The organism is Curtobacterium sp. SGAir0471, from assembly GCF_005490985.1.
In the GTDB taxonomy this organism is placed as follows: Bacteria; Actinomycetota; Actinomycetes; order Actinomycetales; family Microbacteriaceae; genus Curtobacterium.
The window spans coordinates 594,703-616,090 of sequence record NZ_CP027869.1; the positions used below are offsets into that span (position 1 = coordinate 594,703).

At 73.6% G+C, this 21,388-nt stretch carries 22 protein-coding genes; 13 read left to right on the top strand and 9 right to left on the bottom strand.

Features of this window, described 5'->3' with window-relative positions:
* Nucleotides 1-51 precede the first annotated feature (51 nt).
* The 4 genes from C1N91_RS02835 to C1N91_RS02850 all read left to right on the top strand — a co-directional run bounded on the left by C1N91_RS02835 (nt 52) and on the right by C1N91_RS02850 (nt 6,202).
* Nucleotides 52-651: a hypothetical protein gene (locus C1N91_RS02835; protein ID WP_137766515.1), complete on the top strand. Its 600-nt coding sequence runs from the start codon at nt 52-54 to the stop codon at nt 649-651.
* A gap of 43 nt (nt 652-694) precedes the next feature.
* The gene (locus C1N91_RS02840; protein ID WP_137766516.1) at nt 695-1,927 is read left to right on the top strand and encodes a S24/S26 family peptidase; all 1,233 of its coding nucleotides are present in this window, start codon (nt 695-697) and stop codon (nt 1,925-1,927) included.
* Nucleotides 1,928-2,018: 91 nt separating this feature from the next.
* The gene (locus C1N91_RS02845) at nt 2,019-3,182 is read left to right on the top strand and encodes a metallophosphoesterase family protein (RefSeq protein ID WP_137766517.1); all 1,164 of its coding nucleotides are present in this window, start codon (nt 2,019-2,021) and stop codon (nt 3,180-3,182) included.
* Nucleotides 3,182-6,202, top strand: a complete 3,021-nt coding sequence (locus tag C1N91_RS02850) for an AAA family ATPase (RefSeq protein WP_137766518.1) — start codon at nt 3,182-3,184, stop codon at nt 6,200-6,202. The genes C1N91_RS02845 and C1N91_RS02850 overlap by 1 nt, the downstream gene beginning before the upstream one ends.
* 19 nt (nt 6,203-6,221) lie before the next feature.
* Here C1N91_RS02850 and C1N91_RS16585 read toward each other — a convergent pair whose 3' ends face one another.
* Nucleotides 6,222-6,398: a hypothetical protein gene (locus C1N91_RS16585; RefSeq protein WP_158407726.1), complete on the bottom strand. Its 177-nt coding sequence runs from the start codon at nt 6,396-6,398 to the stop codon at nt 6,222-6,224.
* Nucleotides 6,395-7,201 carry a class E sortase gene (locus C1N91_RS02855; protein WP_254678317.1) on the bottom strand — a complete coding sequence of 269 codons (807 nt, stop codon included), beginning with the start codon at nt 7,199-7,201 and terminating at the stop codon, nt 6,395-6,397. Before C1N91_RS02855 ends, C1N91_RS16585 begins: the two co-directional genes overlap by 4 nt.
* Before the next feature lie 111 nt (nt 7,202-7,312).
* On the opposite strand from C1N91_RS02855, the gene C1N91_RS02860 reads away from it, so the two are divergent.
* Nucleotides 7,313-7,744, top strand: a complete 432-nt coding sequence (locus tag C1N91_RS02860) for a GNAT family acetyltransferase (protein ID WP_137766519.1) — start codon at nt 7,313-7,315, stop codon at nt 7,742-7,744.
* A 1-nt stretch (nt 7,745) separates the two neighbouring features.
* Here the strand turns inward: C1N91_RS02860 and C1N91_RS02865 are convergent, their stop codons facing one another.
* Nucleotides 7,746-8,750 carry an EamA family transporter gene (locus C1N91_RS02865; RefSeq protein WP_137766520.1) on the bottom strand — a complete coding sequence of 335 codons (1,005 nt, stop codon included), beginning with the start codon at nt 8,748-8,750 and terminating at the stop codon, nt 7,746-7,748.
* A gap of 35 nt (nt 8,751-8,785) precedes the next feature.
* Between C1N91_RS02865 and C1N91_RS02870 the strand changes: the two genes are divergently transcribed.
* The 6 genes from C1N91_RS02870 to C1N91_RS02895 all read left to right on the top strand — a co-directional run bounded on the left by C1N91_RS02870 (nt 8,786) and on the right by C1N91_RS02895 (nt 15,276).
* Entirely contained in the window at nt 8,786-9,916 is a 1,131-nt protein-coding gene (locus tag C1N91_RS02870; RefSeq protein WP_137766521.1) for a CPBP family intramembrane glutamic endopeptidase, read from the top strand.
* Between the two features lie 9 nt (nt 9,917-9,925).
* The gene (recQ, locus tag C1N91_RS02875) at nt 9,926-11,770 is read left to right on the top strand and encodes a DNA helicase RecQ (protein WP_137766522.1); all 1,845 of its coding nucleotides are present in this window, start codon (nt 9,926-9,928) and stop codon (nt 11,768-11,770) included.
* A 139-nt stretch (nt 11,771-11,909) separates the two neighbouring features.
* Nucleotides 11,910-12,623: a lysophospholipid acyltransferase family protein gene (locus C1N91_RS02880; protein ID WP_082687369.1), complete on the top strand. Its 714-nt coding sequence runs from the start codon at nt 11,910-11,912 to the stop codon at nt 12,621-12,623.
* 121 nt (nt 12,624-12,744) lie between these two features.
* A complete protein-coding gene (locus C1N91_RS02885; protein ID WP_137766523.1) occupies nt 12,745-13,128 on the top strand; it encodes a hypothetical protein in 384 nt (127 codons plus the stop codon).
* Nucleotides 13,129-13,627: 499 nt separating this feature from the next.
* Complete coding sequence (locus C1N91_RS16830) at nt 13,628-14,293, top strand: M23 family metallopeptidase (protein WP_217496453.1); 666 nt, start codon at nt 13,628-13,630, stop codon at nt 14,291-14,293.
* Nucleotides 14,294-14,409: 116 nt separating this feature from the next.
* Complete coding sequence (locus C1N91_RS02895) at nt 14,410-15,276, top strand: NAD(P)-dependent oxidoreductase (protein WP_217496454.1); 867 nt, start codon at nt 14,410-14,412, stop codon at nt 15,274-15,276.
* Nucleotides 15,277-15,332: 56 nt separating this feature from the next.
* Here the strand turns inward: C1N91_RS02895 and C1N91_RS02900 are convergent, their stop codons facing one another.
* Both C1N91_RS02900 and C1N91_RS02905 read right to left on the bottom strand, forming a co-directional pair.
* Entirely contained in the window at nt 15,333-15,605 is a 273-nt protein-coding gene (locus tag C1N91_RS02900) for a hypothetical protein (RefSeq protein ID WP_137766525.1), read from the bottom strand.
* 9 nt (nt 15,606-15,614) lie between these two features.
* Nucleotides 15,615-16,136: a MarR family winged helix-turn-helix transcriptional regulator gene (locus tag C1N91_RS02905; protein ID WP_137766526.1), complete on the bottom strand. Its 522-nt coding sequence runs from the start codon at nt 16,134-16,136 to the stop codon at nt 15,615-15,617.
* A 147-nt stretch (nt 16,137-16,283) separates the two neighbouring features.
* Between C1N91_RS02905 and C1N91_RS02910 the strand changes: the two genes are divergently transcribed.
* Nucleotides 16,284-17,177 (top strand): alpha-E domain-containing protein, encoded by an 894-nt coding sequence (locus tag C1N91_RS02910; RefSeq protein WP_137766527.1) that lies wholly within the window; start codon nt 16,284-16,286, stop codon nt 17,175-17,177.
* A 162-nt stretch (nt 17,178-17,339) separates the two neighbouring features.
* Here the strand turns inward: C1N91_RS02910 and C1N91_RS02915 are convergent, their stop codons facing one another.
* Nucleotides 17,340-18,686 (bottom strand): MFS transporter, encoded by a 1,347-nt coding sequence (locus tag C1N91_RS02915; RefSeq protein WP_137766528.1) that lies wholly within the window; start codon nt 18,684-18,686, stop codon nt 17,340-17,342.
* Nucleotides 18,683-19,102, bottom strand: a complete 420-nt coding sequence (locus tag C1N91_RS02920) for a MarR family winged helix-turn-helix transcriptional regulator (protein ID WP_058748673.1) — start codon at nt 19,100-19,102, stop codon at nt 18,683-18,685. Before C1N91_RS02920 ends, C1N91_RS02915 begins: the two co-directional genes overlap by 4 nt.
* Before the next feature lie 119 nt (nt 19,103-19,221).
* On the opposite strand from C1N91_RS02920, the gene C1N91_RS02925 reads away from it, so the two are divergent.
* Nucleotides 19,222-19,974 carry an SDR family NAD(P)-dependent oxidoreductase gene (locus tag C1N91_RS02925; protein WP_137766529.1) on the top strand — a complete coding sequence of 251 codons (753 nt, stop codon included), beginning with the start codon at nt 19,222-19,224 and terminating at the stop codon, nt 19,972-19,974.
* A gap of 157 nt (nt 19,975-20,131) precedes the next feature.
* On the opposite strand, the gene C1N91_RS02930 is transcribed toward C1N91_RS02925, so the two are convergent.
* Both C1N91_RS02930 and C1N91_RS02935 read right to left on the bottom strand, forming a co-directional pair.
* On the bottom strand, nt 20,132-21,091 hold the full coding sequence (locus C1N91_RS02930; protein WP_137766530.1) for an acetamidase/formamidase family protein: 960 nt from the start codon (nt 21,089-21,091) through the stop codon (nt 20,132-20,134).
* A gap of 21 nt (nt 21,092-21,112) precedes the next feature.
* Complete coding sequence (locus C1N91_RS02935; RefSeq protein ID WP_137766531.1) at nt 21,113-21,385, bottom strand: hypothetical protein; 273 nt, start codon at nt 21,383-21,385, stop codon at nt 21,113-21,115.
* Nucleotides 21,386-21,388 lie beyond the last annotated feature (3 nt).

Here is a 21,388-nt window from a genome sequence, read left to right on the forward strand (position 1 = left end):
GCGGGTCCGGAGCCGCCACCGATCAGGATCTCTCTCCTCTGGAGGACAACCATGTCCCGTGTGTCCCCTCGCGCCGCTCGCCTCGCCGCCTGGATCGCCGTGCCCGCCGCCCTCGTCGCCTCGGGCGTCGTCGTGTCGACCGCCTCGTACTCGGCGTTCTCGGCCACCACCACCAACCCCACCAGCAACTGGACGGCCGGCACCGTCGCACTGACGGACGACGACGCGAACACCGCGCTCTTCACCGCCACGAACCTCAAGCCCGGCTCGACCGACAGCAAGTGCATCACCGTGACCTCGACCGGTTCGCTGCCGTCGACCGTGAAGCTCTATGCCACCTCGCCGTCCACCTCGTCCGTGCTCGCGCAGAACACCACGATCAAGATCGAGCAGGGCACCGGCGGCGGGTTCTCCTCGTGCTCGGGCTTCACCCCGGCGGCGACCGGCGGGACCCTCTTCGAGAACACGCTGCCGAACCTCGGCACGCAGGCGACGAACTTCGCGTCGGGCCTCGGCGCCTGGACCACGACCGGCGCCGCCAGCGAGACCCGCGTCTACCGGGTGACGTACACGGTGTCCGCGAACACCCCGAACACGGCGCAGGGCACCACCGCGTCGATCGGCCTCACCTGGGAGGCCCAGAACAACTAGCAGGACGTCCCGTCGGAACGTACGCCCCCGGTCGAAGGCAGTCATGGTCAGCATCGCAGTGCACGGTGGTCACACCCCGCACGACGTGCTGCACGACGCCGTCGACTGGGGGCGTGTCGTCGTCGCGACGGCCGCCCGGGCCGTCGTCGCCACGCTGCTCGGGCTCGCGCTGTGGGCAGCCGCGCCGGCGCTGATCGGGTGGCACCCGACGACGGTGATGACCGGTTCGATGGCTCCCCGGCTCGTGCCCGGCGACGTCGTGGTGTCGCGGCCGGTCACGCCCGCCGAGATCCGACCCGGGCAGGTCCTGCTCGCCGACGACCCCGACCAGCCGGGACACCTGCGGATGCACCGGTTCGTGGAACCCGGCCCGGACGGCACCGTCGTCACGAAGGGCGACGCCAACCCGCAGGCGGACTCGACGCCGACCGAGCGGTCCGCCGTGCACGGTGTGGCCGTCCTGCGGGTGCCGTCCGTCGCCACTCCGGTGCTCTGGGTCCGCGAGGGCCGCTGGGTCGAGGTCGGGACCGCCGCGCTCGCACTCGTCGCCGTGCTGCTGCTCTGCACGGTCGACGCCCCGCTGCGTCGGCGTGGCGCCCGGCACCGTGGAAACGGTCCGGCCGCGGGCGGTGGCGGTGGTGCCAGCGGTCGCGGACGGACGGGCGGCGGCCGGGAGGCGCGGCTCGCCACCGCCCCGTCCCCTGCGGTCAGCACCGCGACAGGTCCGCGCCGCTGGTCGCCCCGCCCCGTCGCGCGCCACGCCCACGTGCACGGCCGCTCCGCGGCCGGCGCCGCCGTCCAGCGCGTCCGACAGGTCTGGCGGGGCGGGACACCCGGTGCCCTCGCCGTCGTCATCACCGTCGTCGCCGGGGCGGGCGTGGTGCTGCCGGCCGCGCGGGCGGAGGCGGCTCCGTTCGGTCGGACCACGAGCACGGCCGCCCAGTTCGCTGCCGCCACGGTTCCGGTCGTTACGGGCCTGTCGTGCGCGGACTCGAACGGCTCGGTCGTGATCGGGTGGACGTACGCCGGCGACCCGCCCCGGTCGTTCACCCTCACCGACAACACCGGCGCCGTGCTGGCCACAACGGCCGACGGGCAGGCCCGGAGCGCGACCGTCGCGCTCAGCGGCGCGCTCGTCCTCGGTGCCCAGCGCACCGTGCGGGTGCAGACCAACGCCGCTGCGCCCGGCGCGTGGACCTCGGTGCAGAGCTCGCCGGTGGCGATCCAGTACACGTCCATCCTCGGACTCGGTTCCGGCACGACCTGCGTGCGCTGACGTCCCTGCACCGGAACGCCGTGGTCCCCGGTCCTCCACAGGGCGGCACGGGGTCGCCGGTGATGTCCCCGGCCGCCGCTACCGTGACGGCATGCGGATCCTCCACACCGGCGACTGGCACCTCGGCCGCACGTTGCTCGGTGCGGACCTGCTCGGACACCAGTCGGTGTTCGCGGACTTCCTCGTCGACACCGTCCGCGAGCGCTCGGTCGACCTCGTCGTGATCGCCGGCGACGTCTACGACCGAGCCATCCCGCCGGTCGATGCCGTCCGGCTCCTCTCCCGGACGCTCGAACGGCTGGCCGCGACGGCGACGGTCGTGCTGACGCCGGGTAACCACGACTCCGCCGCGCGACTCGGCTTCGGCGCAGGGGTGATGCACGACCGCGTCAGGATCCTGGCGGAGCCCGCCGGCATCGGCACACCGGTGCTCCTGAGCGACGACGACGGGCCGGTCGCCGTGTACGGGATCCCGTTCCTGCACCCCGACCTGACGCGCTACGCCCTGGCCGAGGTACCCGACGAACCCCTCGCCCGGTCGCACCAGGCGGTGGTCGGGGCGGCGACCAGACGGATCCGCGCGGACCTCGCGACGCGCCCCGGCACCCGCAGCGTCGTCGTCGCGCACGCCTTCGTGAGCGGCGCTGCACCGAGCGAGAGCGAACAGGACATCCGGGTGGGCGGGGTCGACCAGGTCGCCGCGTCGGTGTTCGACGGCATCGACTACATCGCGCTCGGCCACCTCCACGGGCCACAGCGGGTCGGCGCGGGCGACCGCATCCGGTACGCGGGCTCGCCGCTGGCGTTCTCCTTCGGGGAGCGGCAGCAGCGCAAGAGCGTCACCCTCGTCGAGCTCGACGCCGACGGTGCGGTCTCGGTCGAGCTCGTGCCCGCTCCGATACCGCGTCGCCTGGCCGACGTGCGGACCACCATGACCGCGATCGAGTCCGGCGAGCACCGCGGGGACGCCGACGCGTGGGTCCGCGTGGCGGTGACCGACACGGTCCACCCGGAGCGGATGTACGCCCGCGTGAAGGACCACTTCCCGCACGCCCTGGCGATCACCCACGAGCCTGCCGACCGCCCGGAACGGCAGACCGTCCGGGCGGTGACTGCGACCTCCGACCCGGTCGAGGTCGCCGCCGACTTCGTCGCGTTCGCCACGGGCGCGGCTCTGAGCGAGGACGACCGCGCGGTCCTGACCGAGGCGTACGAGGCAGCCGTCCTCGCCATGCACGACGACCGGGGGCGTTGATGTACCTGCACCGACTCGAACTCCGCGCGATCGGGCCGTACCCCGAGCTCGTCTCGATCGACTTCGCGGCGCTCGCCGCCTCCGGGGTGTTCCTGCTCGAGGGGCCGACGGGGTCCGGCAAGTCGACCATCATCGACGCCGTGGTCTTCGCGCTCTACGGCGGCCTCGCGGGCGAGGGCTCGACGCACGACCGCCTGCACAGCCAGCACGCGGACCCCGGGGTCGAACCCTTCGTGGAGCTCGTGTTCGAGACCGGGGCCGGCGTGTTCCGGGTCCGTCGGACGCCGCAGTACGACCGACCGAAGCAGCGCGGTGCCGGGACGGTCCGGCAGCAGGCATCCGCGCAGCTCTTCCGGCTCGCGAGCCCGGCGGACGCCGTGGGCGAGCCGGTGTCCTCGCGCATCCCGGAGATCGGGCTCGAGGTCACGCGGGCCGTCGGACTCGACCGTGCGCAGTTCCTGCAGACGGTCGTGCTGCCGCAGGGCGAGTTCGCCCGGTTCCTCCGCGCGCCGGGCGAGGACCGCCGGAAGCTCCTGCAGTCGCTCTTCGGCACCCAGGTCTACGACCGCACCGCCGACGAGCTCGCCGCACGCCGTCGCGAGGTCCAGGCCGAGGTCGAGTCCGCCGACGCCCGGGTCCGGGACGCGCTCAACCGGTTCGCCCAGGCGGCCGGTGAGCCGGAAGCGACCGAGGACTCGGTGGCGGGGACCCTCGATGCACTCCGGGCTCGGGCGGAGGACACCGCAGCACGTCGCGCCGCGGCGGTGGCGGCGGCGGACCGTGCGCGGCTGCACGAGCACGACGTGGCTGCACGGCTCGAGGCACGGGCGCGGCGTGCGGCGCTCCTCGAACGCCGCCGCGCCCTCGACGACGCTGCAGCCGGGGTCGAGGCCGCCCGCGACCGGCTCGCCCTCGCCGACCGGGCCGCCCGGGTCACGACGCCGGCCGACGGCCTCGACGCCGCCCGCGTCCGTGCGGACGAGCACCACCGCCGGGCGCTCGACCTCCGGACGCGCCTCGGGGTCCCGACGGACGTCGACGTCGCTGCACGGCACGCCGACCTGACGGCCTGGGCCGCAGCGATCCGACACCTCGTCACGATCGAGGCCACGCTCGACGACCGCCGCCGAGCGCGCGCGGACGCCGCCGCCCGGGCCGCGGTGCTCGTCGAGCGGGTGGCCGAGCTCGACCGCGCGCTCGCAGTGCGTCCCGCCGGACGAGCGGCCCTGGTCGAGGAAGCCCGGTCCGCCGCCGCCGCGGCGGGTGACGGCGAGGCCGCCCGAGCCGAGGTCGAACGCCTGCGGCGGCTGCGCGCGGACCTCGACGCCCGCGACGCCGCCGCTGCCGCCGTGCACCGGGCGGAACAGGCGGTGGCCGCCCGCCGGCGCCACGCCGAGGAGCTCCTGCGTGCCGAGCAGGCCCTGCGGACACGACGCATCGCCGGACTCGCCGGCGAACTCGGTGCAGCGCTCGTGCCTGGTGACCCCTGCCCGGTGTGCGGCGCGACCGAGCACCCGGACGTCGCCGTGCCGCAGGACGACCACCCCGACGCGGCAGCCGTGAACGCCGCCGCCGACGCCACGCGTGCCGCCGACGGTGCCCTCGCCGAGGCAGCGGCCGTCCTCGCGGTCGAGCGGGCGGACCTCGAACGACTGCGCGCCGCGGTCGGGGACACCGACGCCGACGCCCTGGCGGACCAGGTCGCGGCAGCCGCCGCTCGCGTCGACACCGCCCATGCTGCCGCCGTCCGCGTCGCCGAGGTCGAACAGCGCCGCGCGGCACACGACGACGACACCCGGGCACTCGAACGCGAGCACAACACCGTGCAGGCCGAGCACGCGGTCCTCGTCGCGACGAGCACGGCCGAGGGGGAGCGGCTCGACCACGACACCGCCGCCGTCACGGACGCACGGCTGGGCGCAGCCGCCCTCGCCGCCGACCCCTGGGTGCCCGTCGACGACCGCGACCGGACAGCGGACGACCGCTCGCTCGCGCAGGTCGTCCGTCAGCTCGACGACCTCGCCTCGCGGGCCGTCGAGGTCGCCGCTGCCGAGGCTCAGGCGGCGTCGGCCGCGCAGACCGTGGTCGAGCGGACCGCCGAGGTAGCCCGCACGCTGGCGGAGCAGGGCTTCGACACCGTCGACGCGGCCCGGGCAGCGCTGCTCCCGCCGGACCGGGGGACCGCGCTGCAGGCCGAGGTCGTCGCGGCGGACCGCGAGCGTGCCGTCGTCGACGCGGGCCTCGCGGAACCCGCGGTGGTCGCCGCGGCCGACGACCTCGACGCCGGACCGGACACCCCACTCGATCTGGAGGCCGCACGTGCAGCGCACGTCGCCGCGGCCGAGCAGGCCGACGACGCCGCGCGCTCGGCGGTCTCGGCGTCCGATCGGGCCGAGGCCGCGGCCGGCTGTGCCACCGAGGTCGACCGCGCCGTCCGGGCCCGAGACGACACGTCCGCCCGGAGCCGAGCGATCGTGCGACTGGCCGACGTCGCCAACGGCGTGACCGCGGTGAACCCGAGCGGCGTCACCCTCGGCACGTACGTGCTCATGCGGCGCTTCGAGGACGTCGTCGCGGCCGCGAACGACCGGCTGCGGGGGATGCTCGGCGGGCGGTTCACCCTCGAGACCTCCGACGAGCGCGAAGCCGGCTCACGGGCACGCAGGACCGGTCTCGCCCTCGCGGTCCACGACCACTCCACCGACACCCGGCGGGCACCTGGGAGCCTCTCCGGCGGCGAGACCTTCACGGTGTCGCTCTGCCTGGCGCTCGGGCTCGCCGACGTCGTGCAGGCCGAGGCCGGCGGGGTCTCGCTCGGCACCCTGTTCGTCGACGAGGGCTTCGGCACCCTCGACCCCGAGACGCTCGACGACGTCATCGGGCAGCTGGCACGGCTGACCGCCGGTGGACGTCAGGTCGGGATCGTGAGCCACGTCGAGGAGCTCAAGCAGCGCATCCCCGAACGCATCGCCGTGCGGCGCACCGCCGAGGGCGGCTCGAGGGTCACGACCACCGTCTGACGATCCGCGCGGACCGCGGTCAGGGGGACGGCGGTGCGTCCACCGTGCCGTCGGGCGGCGGCAGGATGTCGGCCGCGATCCACGGGAACACCCACGTGAACAGCGCGTAGACGATCACGGCGAGCAGCACGAGCAGCTCGAGGACCTTCAGGGCGGCGGGTCCGGGCAGGATCCGCCAGACGAACGGGAAGATCACTGCGGCGTCTCCGAGAGTTCCTTGGGGGTGCCCTCCGAGACGGGCATCCAGTAGTCGAGCTTGGCGTGGGTGATGTAGCGCTCCTTGGCGGACCACATCGGGTGGCACGCGGTCAGGGTGAGCCAGCGGTCCTCGGCCGAGGGGGTGACGCCGGGCTGGTTCGGCACCGGCGCGATCGTCTCGATCTTGTCGGGCGTGACGATCTGCGAGTCGGTGACCTTGTAGACGTACCAGACGTCGAAGTCCTTCTCCTTGTCGGTCACCCGGACGACGATCGCGTCGCCGGTCTTCAGCTCCGCGATCTGGTTGAGCGGCTTGCCGTACGTCACGCGGTGCCCGGCGACGGCGAAGTTGCCCTCGGCGCCCGGCATCGCGGTGTCCTGGTAGTGCCCGAGCCCGATCGTGTTGAGCACCCGCTCGCGGTCCGTGCCCTCGCCGATCGGTCGCAGGTAGTCCGCGCCGAAGCGGGGGATCTGCATCGTGCCGAAGACGCTCGTGACGTCCGGCGGTTCGGGGAGGACGGGGGCCTCGCCGCGGTGCTCGGAGCCCTCGACCTTCGGTGCCGCGCGCTGCCCGAGGTCGTCGACGAGCTTCGTCTGCTCGTTCACGGCGACGACGTCGGTCCACCACGCGGTCCACGCCACGTAGAGGCCGGTCCCGGCGCCGGCGATGATCAGCAGCTCCGCCAGCAGGGACACGAGTGCGCCGCCGACGGTCTGGCGAGGCCTGGTGCGCCGTGGCGGCCGCGTGGCCTCGTCCTCGCGCACCGAGCGGCGCGTCGGGGCGGTGTCGTGTGCGGTCACGGTGCTCCTGATCCGGAAGAGGTGGTCGGACAGGTCTATCAGACCACGACGACGAGCACGTGACGAGTCCTCGAACCTGTGGATGCACACGTGTCCCGCTAGCGTGGCGGGATGACCCCGGTGTTCCGCCCCGACGACACCGATGCGGTCGTCGCCCTCTGGGACGCCTGCGGACTGCTGCGGCCGTGGAACGACCCGCGGCGGGACATCGCGCGCAAGGTCGCCGAGCAGCCGGAGTTCTTCCTGGTCGCCGAGCAGCCCGACGGTGAGGACGCGACCGCGGTCGTCGGCGTCGGCATGGCGGGCTACGACGGGCACCGCGGCTGGGTCAACTACCTTGCGGTCCGCCCCGACCTGCAGGGCTCCGGGCTCGGACGGGCGTTCATGGCGGAGTTCGAACGTCTCCTGCTCGAGCGCGGGTGCCCGAAGATCAACGTGCAGGTGCGCGAGGGCAACGAGCAGGTGCTCGGGTTCTACGCCTCGCTCGGGTACGCCCCGGACCGCGCGGTCTCGCTCGGCAAGCGCCTCATCGCCGACGACTGAGCTACGCCAGCGCCAACCCGACCGAGGCCACGAAGGCGAGCACGATCCCGGTCCACTGCACCGCGGTGAGCCGTTCGCGCAGCACCACGCCCGCGAGCACCACCGTGCCGATCGGGTACAGGGCGTTGAGGACGCTCACCACCGGCAGCGCAGCGCCGCCCGAGCCGACGTGCAGCGCCGCCTGGATGCACGCGTTCGCCAGGGCGTCGAGCACCCCGCAGGCCACGACGGCGACCACGGTCCGCCGCGACCACCGCGACCAGCGCGACCAGCGCGACCAGGACGAACAGCGGGACCGGCCCGACCACCGCGACGAGCCCGGCCGCCGCTGCCCACGGACACCGCCCGCGGCAGACCGCACGGCGGACGCCGACGGGGCGACGTGGTCCGCGCCTCCCGTCCGGACCGGTCCCGACCGCACCGCCACCACGATCGCCACCGCCCCGAGCAGCACCGTCTGCACCACCCGGCCGACCAGGAGCGTCGCGACCCCCGCGTCCCCGGGTGCCGCGTCGTAGGCGAGCACGATCCCGCCGAACCCGCACCCTGCCACCAGAGCCGTCACGATCCCGACCGCGGTCACCCGCGCACCCGAGGTGTCCCGCACCGCCGCGACCAGCACGACCGCGACCACCGCCACCACGAGCGCGACCGAGGCGGCGAGCGACAGCACCGTCCCGCCGAGCAGCGCGACCGCGACGGGGGTGACCGCGGCGAACACCGCCGTCAGCGGGGAGAGCACGCTCATCGGGCCGACGGCCAGCGCGCGGTACAGCAGCAGCACCGCGACCGACCCCGAGACGCCCGCGGCGACGCCGGCTGCGACGGCCGCGCCGGAGAACGCTGCTCCGACGACCGGGACCCCGACCGCGAGCGGGACCAGCCCGACCGCCGCCGCGGCGGCCGCCACGGTGACGGCCCGGACCCGGCGGGCGGCGAGGCCACCGAGGAAGTCCGCGGCCCCGTAGACGACCGCGCCGGTCAGGCCGAGCAGGACGGAGAGCACGGCTCCCATCCTGCCCGGGCCGGTAGCCTGCGCGGGTGAGCGTTCCGTACCACCGCCTGCCCCGTGTCGATGCCCGTTGGCGCTGGTGGCGTCCGCTCGTCGCGCTCGCGTTCCTGGTCGGGTACTACATCGCGACGCAGGTCGTCCTGGCGATCGCGTACTTCGTGCCGGTCGGTGCGACGCAGGGCGCCGAGGGGCTGACGGGCTTCCAGGACGACCTGACGAGCGGCGCCCTCGACCCCACCGACCCGCTCATCCTGTCGCTGACCCTGCTGTCCCTGGTGGTGCTGCTGCCCGGTGTCCTGCTCGCGGTCAAGATCGCCCGGATCGGCCCGGCGGGCATCCTGTCGTCGACGCGCTTCCGGGTGCGCTGGCGCTGGACGCTCTGGTGCCTGCTGCCCACGATCGTCATCGCGATCCCGATGTTCCTGCTGCAGACGTGGGGGATGTTCTCGTTCGACGGCGGCTTCGGCTGGGACCACGACGCCATCGGGCAGTCGACCGTGTCGCCCGCCACCCTGACGCTCACGATCGTGATGGTCCTGGTGCTCGTGCCGTTCCAGGGCGCGGCCGAGGAGTACGTCTTCCGCGGCTTCCTCGTCCAGACGATCGCGTCGTGGATCCCGGTCCGGGTCGTCGGTGTCGTCATCGCCGTCGCGGTGTCGACCGTCGTGTTCGCCGCTGGGCACATCCCGAACGGCTACAACGTGTGGGGCATCCTCGACGTCGGCTCCTTCGGCCTGATCGCCGCGATCATCGTCCTGCGCACCGGCGGCATGGAGGCCACGGTCCTGCAGCACGCCTTCAACAACATCATGATCTTCGTGCTGCAGGCCCCCGGCTGGTCGAAGATCGACCTCGACGCCTCGGACGGCACCGCGGGCGGCTTCCTGGTCACGCTCGCGACCTCGCTCGCCTTCTGGGGGATGATCGAGCTCCTGGCGACCTGGCGGAGGCTCGATCGTCGCTTCCCGGGACACGAGGCGCCCCGCTTCCGCGGTCCGGCCCCGGCCTGGGCCGAGGGGCGGCAGTGGACCCGCCCGGGAGGCACGGGCTGGGCGGTCGCGCCGGCCCGCGGTCCCGAGACGGACCGCCGGGCGACCGTGGCCGGCTCGTCCGCCGGTGCGCCTGTGGACGAGACGGTGGGTGTCGCCCCGCGCTCGTAGGCTGGGTGCATGAGCACGACGACCCCGACCTCGCCGTCGCCAACGCGGGCTGCCGCGCTCGACGTCCTGCACCGGGTGTGGGGCTACGACGCCTTCCGGGGGCAGCAGGCCGCGATCATCGACCAGGTCGTGTCCGGCGGCGACGCCCTCGTGCTCATGCCGACCGGCGGCGGCAAGTCGCTCTGCTACCAGGTACCCGCGCTCGTGCGCGACGGCGTCGGGGTTGTCGTGTCGCCGCTCATCGCCCTCATGCAGGACCAGGTCGACGCCCTCGCCGCGAACGGGGTGCGTGCGGCCTTCCTCAACTCCACGCAGGGCCCGGACGAGCGTGCCCGGGTCGAGCGGGCGGTCGTCTCCGGCGAGGTGGACATGCTCTACCTCGCGCCCGAGCGGCTGCGGCTCGAGTCCACCCGCTCCCTGCTCGACCGCGCGCGCATCGCCCTGTTCGCCATCGACGAGGCGCACTGCGTCGCCCAGTGGGGGCACGACTTCCGGCCGGACTACCTCGAGCTGAGCGTGCTCCACGAGCGGTGGCCGACGGTGCCACGCATCGCCCTCACCGCGACGGCGACCCCGCAGACCCACCGCGAGATCTCCGGTCGGCTCGGGCTCGACGACGCCGCACACTTCGTGGCCGACTTCGACCGGCCGAACATCCAGTACCGCATCGAGCCGAAGACCGGGGCGCTGCAGCAGCTCCTGACCTTCATCAAGACCGAGCACGGCGGCGACGCCGGCATCGTCTACTGCCTGTCGCGGAACTCGGTCGAGCGCACCGCGGCGGCGCTCGCCGACCAGGGGATCCCGGCGCTGCCGTACCACGCCGGCCTCGACGCGAAGGTCCGCGAGCGCAACCAGTCGACCTTCCTGCGCGAGGACGGCGTCGTCATGGTCGCGACGATCGCCTTCGGCATGGGCATCGACAAGCCGGACGTCCGCTTCGTGGCGCACCTCGACCTGCCGAAGTCGGTCGAGGGGTACTACCAGGAGACCGGGCGTGCGGGCCGTGACGGGCTGCCGTCGACGGCGTGGCTCGCGTACGGGCTGAACGACGTCGTGCAGCAGCGGCGGATGATCGACCAGTCCGAGGGCGACGCGGCGCACCGCAGGCAGCTCAGCGCCCATCTCGACGCCATGCTGGCGCTCTGCGAGACGATCGAGTGCCGCCGGGTCCGGCTGCTCGCCTACTTCGGGCAGGAGTCGACGGCGTGCGGCAACTGCGACACGTGCATCGCGCCGCCGGAGCCGTGGGACGGCACGGTGCCCGCGCAGAAGTTCCTGTCGACGGTGGTGCGCCTCGAGCGCGAGCGTGGTCAGCGGTACGGCGTCGCGCACCTCGTCGACATCCTGGTCGGCAAGCAGTCGCCGCGCGTGCAGGAGCTCCGACACGACTCGCTCGCCACGTTCGGCATCGGCAACGACCTGGGCGAGGGGGAGTGGCGTGCCGTCGCGCGGCAGCTGCTCGCGCAGGGCTACGCCGCGGTGTCCGGGGACGGCTTCGGCACCGTGGTCCTCAGCCCGACGAGCGCCGAGGTCCTGAGCGGCCGGACACGCGTGCTGATGCGCCGCGACCCGGTGCGCGCTCCGCGGGCCTCGCGTGCACGACGCCAGGCGGTCACGGACGTCCCGCAGGAGGCGATGGGGCTGTTCGAGGCGCTCCGTGCGTGGCGGGCGGCACAGGCGCGCGAGCAGGGGGTCCCGGCGTACGTGGTGTTCAACGACGCGACGCTGCGCGGGATCGCCGCGGTGAAGCCCGCGGACGAGGACGCCTTGAGCGAGATCTCCGGGATCGGCGGTGCCAAGCTCGAGCGGTACGGACGGGCCGTGCTCGACGTCGTCGCCTCGCACGGCTGAGCGCTCGCGCAGCAGCATTCGCAGCAGAGTCCGCAGACGCATTCCGCAGTCGGAATGTGGCCGCGACGGTGCTCACTACACTCGGAACCTCCCACGACGAGGAGGCCCGGTGCCCGGTACGACGAAGTTCGCCACCACGATGAGCCGAGCGGTGGTGACACCGCTCGCGCGTCTCGTCTGGCGCCCGCGCATCGTCGGACGGAAGAACGTCCCCAGGCACGGGCCGGTCATCCTCGCGAGCAACCACCGCTCGTTCATCGACTCCCCGGCGATCACGCTGATGGCGCCGCGCAAGGTGTCGTTCCTGGCGAAGCAGGAGTACTTCACCGGCACCGGTCTGCGTGGTGCCGTCTCGCGGGCGTTCTTCGGCGGGATCGGCGCGATCGGCGTCGAGCGCGGGGCCGGAGCCGCGGCGCAGCACGCCCTCGACCTGGGGCTCGAGCGGCTGCAGGCCGGCGAGGCCTTCGCGATCTACCCGGAGGGCACCCGGTCCCTCGACGGTCGGCTCTACAAGGGTCGGACGGGTGTGGCCTGGCTGGCGTTGACGAGCGGGGCGCCGGTCGTGCCGGTCGCCCTCACCGGCACGGAGGACGTCCAGCCCGTCGGGTCACGGCTGCCGAGGCTCGCCCGCGTCACGATCGAGTTCGGCGCGCCGATGGACCTGTCCCACTTCGGTGAAGCCTCGTCCGGACGCGCCCGGCGACACGCGACGGACGCCGTGATGGAGGCGATCCAGGCGCTCAGCGGTCAGGAACCGGCGAACGCGTACAACAACCCGCCGTCGACGATCGTCGAGCGGGTGAAGCAGGTGCTCCGACGAGACGACCCGACGCAGGCGGTCGAACCGGACTGATCTCGTACGCGCTATTGCACATTCTGCATATCAGTGGTTGAATCGTGCTCGTGCCCGAGGCACGAGCCCAGTCGGACCGCCCAGGACGGTCCGGACCACCACTGACCGGAAGGCAAGCAGCATGTCCTCCACGCCCCTCTTCGACTCGATCTCGCAGCGCGCTCCCCGCGCCGGCTCCACCGCGAAGGCAGCGGCTCCGGCGTCGCAGGCTCCGGCGGCAGCGGTCTCGGTGACCGCCGCGCGGACCCGGGTCGTCCCCGCGCCCACCTCGCCGCTGACGGCCCCGGTGTCCCCGATGCGCTCCGCCCTCGTGCCGGCGGCCCTGGTCGCCGCGATCGACGAGATTCCGCAGCGGGTCGGCACCGCGCTCCCGCAGGAGGTCGCGGTCACTCCCGACCAGCTCGCCCTGGTCGAGGCGGTGACCGACGCCATCACCCGCGCGGTCGTCGATGCCGTCGTCGGGGAGCTCGAGCGGATCACCCGCGACGGCGTGGTCCGCGGCTGAGCCGGACGACACCGCGCCGCGGTCCGACGACGTCCGAGCGACCGAACCCGTCCGAAACGACACCACGACCCCAACGACCACCGACACGATGACCACGACCGACAGCGCCCTCGCCGCGCCGCCGAGACGATCGGTACCGACACAGCCGGCATCGACACGGCCGGCACCGACGTCGCCCATCCGTCCCCGCGGAGCGGCGCGCCGGGCGGCGAACGACGCCGTCGCCCGGTCCGTCCGAGTCGGCCACCAGACCACCGGGGCGGCGGTCCCCCCTGCCGCCGCCCCGGTGTCCACCACCACCCCACACGCCCGGCGCGAGGCGCCCCTGCCGCGCCGCCGCGACCTCCGCGAGCGAGGCCGCGGGCTCCGCGAGCGCGGCCACGGGCTCCGCGAGCGCGGGAGGTCGGCGGCCACCTCCGGATCCGTCGTCACCGAGCGGACGCGGCACCCTGCAGGGCTCCCGACTGCACGTTCAGGATGGTCGGCGCGGCGCCTCCCGGTGACCGCCTCGGCCCTCGCCGCCTGCCTGGTCGTCTCCGGGGCGACCCCGGCCGCGGCGCTCGACGACCCCACCGGGCTCGGCCTCGTCACCGAGCGGACGGCTGCGCCCACTCCTGCGCGCCAGGTCGCGCCCGCACCGGGGCAGCACTACCGCGTCGCGTCCGGGGTCACCGTCACCGTGACCCGCGACGGCTTCGACGTGCGGCAGGCCCGCGCGGGTAGTGCCCGGCACGGCGGTGTGCAGATCACGACCGGCGCGGGCGCGGTCCGCCCGGTCGCGGGCACGATCCCGACGGCCGGAGGCTTCGGTGGACGCCAGGTCGCCGGGTGTGGTGCCTGTTCGACGAACCACCACGGCCTCGACTTCGCCGCGGCTGCCGGCACGCCGGTGGTCGCCGTGATGCCCGGACGGGTGGTCTCCGCCGGACCCCTCGGCGGGTACGGCAACCAGGTGCTCCTCGCACATCCCGACGGCACGCAGACCCGGTACGGGCACCTGTCGCGCATCGACGTCCTGCCCGGTCAGACGCTGTCGGCCGGCGAGCAGGTCGGCGCCGTGGGCAGCACCGGCATCTCGACCGGGCCGCATCTGCACTTCGAGGTCATCATCGGCGGGACGCCCGTCGACCCCGCGCCCTGGCTCGCAGCGCGCGGCCTGCTCTGACCCGTCGTCCTGATCGATCGGCCTGTGGTCCGGCACGGTCGGTCGTCCCCTCGCAGGCGTAGCGTCGAGATCGTCGCCGGCACGGTGCCGGACGAAGGACGGAGACACTGGTGCGCGTGACGGTGCTGGGCACGGGGACGATGGGTGCAGGGGTCGCGAAGTCCCTGCTGCGCGACGGGCACCAGGTGACCGTCTGGAACCGCAGCGCCGACAGGGCTCGTCCGCTGGGCGACGACGGGGCGACGGTGGCGACGGATGCCGCCGCCGCGGTCACCGACGCCGAGGTCGTCCTGCTGACGCTCTTCGACACCGACGCGGTGGTCGACGTCCTCGAGGCCGCCGCGGGTGATGCTCCCGCCGACGCAGTGTGGGTGCAGGCGTCGACCGTCGGGGTCGCCGGCACCGAGACCGTCGTGCAGCTCGCCGAGAAGTACGGCATCACCCTCGTCGAGGCGATGATGCTCGGGACGAAGGCCCCCGCGGAGCAGGGGAAGCTCACGATGCTCGCCGCGGGCCCCGCGGACGTGCTCGAGCGGATCGACCCGGTGCTCGACGCCGTCGGCGCGAAGACCGTCCGCGCGGGGGAGCGGGTCGGCGACGGGACGGCACTGAAGCTCGCCGCCAACGCCTGGATCGCGTCGATCACCGCGGCGACGGGGCAGTCGCTCGCGATCGCCCGTGCCCTCGGCCTCGACCCGCAGCTGTTCCTCGACGCGATCGACGGCACCGCGAGCGACTCGCCCTACGCGCACACCAAGGGTGCCTCGATGATCGGCGGGGACCTCGCGCCGCAGTTCGCCCTTGACGGTCTCCGGAAGGACATCGGCCTGATCGGCGATGCTGCTCGGTCCGCGGGCGTGTCGACGACCCTGCTCGATGCGCTCGACGGGGTCTACGCGCGGGCGAGTGCCGACGGTCACGGCGCGGACGACATCGCGGCCGTCGGCACGGCGTTCACCGACGACCGGCCGCAGTCGGCCTGAGCGAGGACCGGCCGAGTCCGGTCCGCCTGCACGGCGACCGCCCGGCGGTCACGGGGTCAGTCGCGGCGGAACCACCGCAGGACTGCGCCGCGCAGCCGCCCGACGGCCTCGTCGTTCATCGTGTTCGCCAGGTCGAAGGCCTCCCGTGCGGGGTCGGCACCGTCCCGGATGCGCCGGAGCGCGGCGTCCGCGCGAGCGCGTGCGTCGAGCTCGGCCAGGGGCATGTCGTCCTCGGGATCGCGCGGGTGGTGGTCGACGGGGCCGCTCGGCTGCGGATCGCCCGTGCCGCGCGGTGGAATCCCGACGGGCTCCTCCGGAGTGCTGCGCATGTGCCGAGGCTACGCGGAGCGCTCCGTCGTGGTCTCGTCCTCCTCGTGGTCCACGACCCGTGCCATCTCCTCGAGGAACGCGACGACGACGCCCATGTCTTGTTGCGGGAGGTGCTCGGCGACCTCGATCGCGCGGGTGTCGAGCTGGTCGATCACCTGCAGCACCTGTCGCATCGATCCGCCCGACGCGGTGAGGATCACCCCGCGGCGGTCGTGGGGGTCGGCGTGCCGCTCGACGTGGCCGCTGCGGACCAACCTGTCGACGAGCGCCGAGGTCGACGCCGGCGTGATCTCGAGTCGGTCGGCGAGCTCCTTCGCGTTCACGGAGCGCCCCTCGGACTCGGCGTCCAGCAGGATCCGCAGCGCGAGCAGGGCGTTCTCCCCGATGCCCAGTGCCTCGCGCGCCCGGCGCTGCGCGGCACTCTCTGCGCTCCGGTACCTGCGGAGCGCGTTCAGTACGTCCACCGCGTCGACCCTGGATCCTGCCCCGTACCAGAAGCCCGTGGTGGTGTTCGTCACCTCGGTCGTCATACCGACAATGCTAGACGCTCTAGTTAGATTGTCTAGCGAGCATGTGCTGGGAGCGCGCCCGACGGATCCGGTCGCAACACCCGTGACGCGGCTCCGAAACACTGTCGCAACGCCAGGTCGGTAGCTTCGCCGCATGCAGGAGCCGACGTGCTGAGCCGACTCGCGGGGAGCGTGTTCCACGTCGGGAGCGCGGTCGAGCGTGCAGACGTCGTCGCGCGGATGCTCGACGTCTACGTCGTCCGACCCGACGCCGGTGTCGTCGACGAGGAGTCCGTGGTCGGCTCCGCGCTGCACCGCGTCGTGGGTGCACGCTCGTCCGGGCGTCGTCGCGACCGGGCGGCCGTCCTCGAGTCGCTGGCACTCGACCGGCACGAACCGGCATCGGTCGCCCACGCCGTCGGCGTCGCGCGCGACCACGCCCGCCGTGCTCGGGAGGTCGTGTCCACGGAGCTCTGGGACTGCCTCGACGTCACCCGCTCGCGCATGCCCCGCAAGGTGGCCGTCGACCGCGCGCACGAGTTCCTCGGTTGGGTGCGGGAACGCAGCGCGCTGGCGGTCGGAGTCGTCGAGGGCGACGTCAGCCGCGACGAGGTGTGGGAGTTCTTCACCCTGGGCAGGTCCCTGCTGCGGTGCGGGCTGACCGCGCGGCTCCTCGCGTCCCCGCTCGTGGACGCCGGCTCGTCGGCGTCGTGGACCACCGCGCTGCGGGCGTGCGGGGCCGGCGAGGCCTTCCGACGGGGGCGCGACCACGCCGGCGTCGCCCCGCAGGAGGCCGCCGGGTTCCTGCTCCACGAATCGCACAGTCCGCGGTCGCTCGCGTTCCTCGCCGCGCGGGCGGACGACTGCCTGGCCGACGTCGCGCCGGCCTGCGTGGACGACCAGGTCGAGGCGTTCCGGATCGCGCGATCGGCGCTCGGGCGGGTGGACGTCGGTGCTCCGGACGGCATCCGTGCCGCCGCGGACGGGCTCGCCGCGGCCGTCGGTGCCGTCGTCGGGGCGCTCGAGGATCGGGTCTTCGCGGTGGCGGCACCCGCTCGCTGAGCAGCGCCACCGCCGTCTCCGCTGCCGCCACGATCGGAGCAGCTCCTGTCGGCGACGTCGTGACACCGGACGGGAGGCTCGTGGCGGGGTCTCCCCGCGCCTCGGGGCCGGCACGTGGTCACGGTGCGCGCGTGGCGGCGGTGCGCCGCGCCTCCCGGCCGGTCAGACCGCGCTGGACCGGTCCGCCACCGCCTCGTCGCGCTCCAGGTCGCGCCGCACCGCGGCGCGGGACGCCCGCGTGCCGACCACCGGCACCGCGTGCGTGACCGCGAGGTGCAGCCGCGCGTCCGCGTCGTACCGCAGGCGCAGGTGCTCCCAGCGGATGAGCCAGACCAGGGCGATCGCGAGGGCGACGAACCCGGAGGCGGCCCCGACGACGATCGCCCACCGCGGTCCCCAGGCATCGGCGACGGCGCCGACGATCGGGGCACCGATCGGGGTGCCGCCGGCGAAGATCGCCATGTAGAGCGCCATCACGCGACCGCGCATCGCGGGCTTCGTCGTGGTCTGCACCAGCGCGTTGGCCGTCGTCATGAAGGTCAGCGAGGCCAGGCCGACGAACACCAGCACGACCGCGAAGGTCCAGTACGTCGGGGCGACCGCGGCCGCCGTGCAGGCCAGTCCGAAGCCGGCCGAGGCGATCACGAGCGTGCGCATCCGTGGGCGGTCCCGCCGTGCGGAGAGGAGCGCGCCCGCGACCGAGCCGATCGCCATGACCGAGTTCAGCAGGCCGAACTCGCCGGCGCCCTTGCCGAACTCGACCCGTGCCATCGTCGAGGTGAAGATCGGGAAGTTCACGCCGAACGTGCCCACGACGAAGATCATGCACAGCACCACGATGATGTCCGGCCGGGTCCGTACGTAGGTGAAACCGGCGATGATCTGCCCCTTGCCGCGCTTCGGGCGAACCCGTTCGGCGAGCTGCGCGGGGTCGACGAAGCGGAGCGCGACGAGGACGGCCAGGAACGAGCCGGCGTTGATGACGAAGACCCACCCGGAGCCGATCGCGGCGATGAGCACGCCCGCGACCGCCGGGCCGATGAGCCGCGCGGCGTTGAACGACGCGGAGTTCAGGGCGACGGCGTTCGACACGTGCTCGCCCTGCACGACGTCGGAGACGAAGGCCTGTCGGATCGGGGTGTCGAACGCAGCGACGATGCCGAGTGCCAGGGCGAAGCCGTACAGCGACCAGAGCGTCGCCGTGTCGGTGAGGACCATGATCCCCAGGCCGAGCCCGAGTGCGCCCATCAGTCCCTGGGTCAGCATGAGCATCCGGCGCCGGTCGAAGCGGTCCGCGGCCAGTCCGGTCAGGGGGAGCAGGAGCAGCTGCGGGCCGAACTGCAGCGCCATCGTGATGCCGACGGCGATCGCATCGTTGTCGGACAGCTTCGTCAGGACGATCCAGTCCTGGGCGGTGCGCTGCATCCAGGTCCCGACGTTGGAGACCAGGGCGCCGGCGAACCAGATGCGGTAGTTGCGGGCGGACAGGGAGCGGAACACGGCGGTCACTGCTGGGCCAGCCTCCTCATGATCTCGGTGGCCTCGGCCAGGGTGTGCCGCTCGGTCTCGGTCAGGGCGCCGAGGCGCGGGGAGAGCCAGTCGTCGCGGCGCCGCCGGGTCTCCTCCACGAAGGTCGCCCCGGCCGGGGTCGCGGCGAGCAGCACCTTGCGGCGGTCGTCGCCGTGGTCGACCTTCGACACGAGGCCGCGGTCCACGAGCACGGCGATCGACTTCGTCATGCTCGGCGGGGTGACGCCGTCCTGGCGGCTGAGCTCGGCGAGGGTCATGGCGCCCTCGCGGTGCAGTCGGGCGAGGGCCGAGAACTGGCCGTCGGTCATGCTCGCGTCGACCTTCTGCGCGCGCAGGGTCCGCGACAGTCGCGCCACGGCGACGCGGAGGTCGGCGGCGAGGGAGGTGTCGGGCATGACCGTTAGCCTACCTCATTAGTTCAGCGAACGAACTGGATGCCCTCCGGGTGTACGCTCGTTGTGCAACAGGTGTTGCTCAGTACACGATCGACGGAACGTCGAGGAAGAAGGAGAAGATGTCCGAGTTCGAGGGCAGGGTCGCCGTCGTCACCGGCGGTGGCAGCGGCATCGGGGCCGCGATCGCGAAGGAGCTCGCCGCGGCGGGCGCGGAGGTCGTCGTCACCGACATCAAGGCCGAAGCCGCACAGCGCGTCGTCACCGAGATCGAGGCCGCGGGCGGCACGGCGAGTGCGTTCGAGGCGAACTCCGCGGTGGCCGGCGACAACGAGCGGATGGTCCAGCACGCGGTGGACACGTACGGCGCGCTCCACCTCGCCGTGAACAACGCCGGCATCGGCGCCGCTCCGCAGCCCATCGGCGAGTACGACGTCGAGGCGTGGGACCGGGTCCGCGCGGTCGACCTCGACGGCGTCTTCTACGGGCTCCGGTACGAGATCCCGGCGATCCTGGCAGCCGGCGGCGGCGCGATCGTCAACATGGCGTCGGTGCTCGGCTCGGTCGGGATCGCGCACAACGCCGCGTACGTCGCGTCCAAGCACGCGCTCGTCGGGCTGACGAAGGTCGCCGCGCTCGAGTACACGGCGCAGGGCGTCCGCACGAACGCGGTCGGTCCGGGCTTCATCGACACCCCGCTGGTCCGCGCGTCCCTGTCCGCCGAGGAGCTCACGGCGCTCGAGGGCGAGCACGCGGCCAAGCGGCTCGGCACCGATGCCGAGGTCGCGGCGCTCGTGCTGTTCCTGCTGAGCGACAAGGCCTCGTTCATCAGCGGCAGCTACCACCTGGTCGACGGCGGGTACTCCGCGCACTGACGGGCACTGCCTCGCCTCTCCTGGTCCCTCCGGCCGTACCTGGTCGGAACGGGCACACCTGGTCGGAAGACCTGACCAGGTGTGCCCGTTCCCACCCGGCGTCGCACGTGCGACGGGAGGGAACGGGCGAACGGGAGGCGCGGCTCGCGTCGTGCGCTCAGGTCGCGTCGGGACCGAGGGTCGCGTCGGGACCCAGGATCGCGTCGTGGGGGAGCAGCGCGTGCACGCCCCACGTGCGGTTCGCGACCTGGGTCACGCGCATGCTCACGGCGACGCTCGCCATCGCCAGGGCCTGGCCGCGGGTGATCCCGTGCAGTCCGGCGATCCAGTCCACCATCCGGTCGAGCGCCGTCGTCGTCGCGGTGTTCAGGTCGGCGTCGAACCCGAACGTGATCCGCCCCGCCGGGGTGTCGGCGTGGACGCCCTCGACCGGGGCGTCGTCGAGGAACGAGAGCGTCATCGTGGTCGTCATCCCGCACTCGACCGCGGTGCCGGAGACCTCACCGTCGCCCTGCGCCGCGTGGCCGTCCCCGACGGAGAGCATCGCGTCGGCCACGGTGACGGGCAGGTACAGCGTCGAGCCGGCGACGAGCTCGCGGCAGTCGATGTTGCCCCCGCCGAGCGGACGCGGCGGGATCGTCGAGTGCTCCCCGGTGGGTTCCGGCGGGAGCCCGACCACCCCGAGGAACGGCGCCGTCCGGACGCCGAGCCCGAGCTGGTTCCGCGCCGTGCCCCCGACGGCGTCGACGTCCCAGAGCAGTGGGCCGCGTGATGCCGGGTCGGCGAGCCCGAGCGCCCGGTTGACCGGGGTGTCGACCCCGCCGGACCCGGTGTAGCCCCAGTCGTCGGGCACGAGCTCGTCGAAGCGCACGGCGAGCACCTGGCCCGGCCGCGCGCCCGTGACGGCGATCGGTCCGACCAGGCAGTGCCCGCGGCGCCCGTCGAGGAGCGTCGGTGCGTCCGCCCCGGGTGCGGCCAGCCGCTCGGTGTACCCGGCGGCACTCAGTGTCCGGACGGTCACGGTGTCGCCGCCATCGACGCGGAGCACGGGGTCGCGCTCGGCGGTGAGCACGTCGACGGCGGTCTCGGGGGAAGCGACGATCCGGTGGGAGGGCACGGGACGATCCTCCCACCGGCGCTACTGGTGGAACTGCGGGATGGTCAGCCAGATGCCGTACAGGACCGCTCCGGCGCAGACCGCGAAGCACACGATCGCTCCGGCCAGGGCGATCGGTGGGGTGTGTCCGGACCGCGGGGTCTCGTCGCGGTACTCCGTGCGCTCGCCGGCGGCGTCGACGGGCTGCCCGGTCCCGAGCAGCCGCAGGCCGAGCGTGTAGACGAGCACCACGCCGACCGCCGCGACGAACCCCACGCCGGCGACGATGCCGATGCTGCCGAAGTCGATGTCCATCGG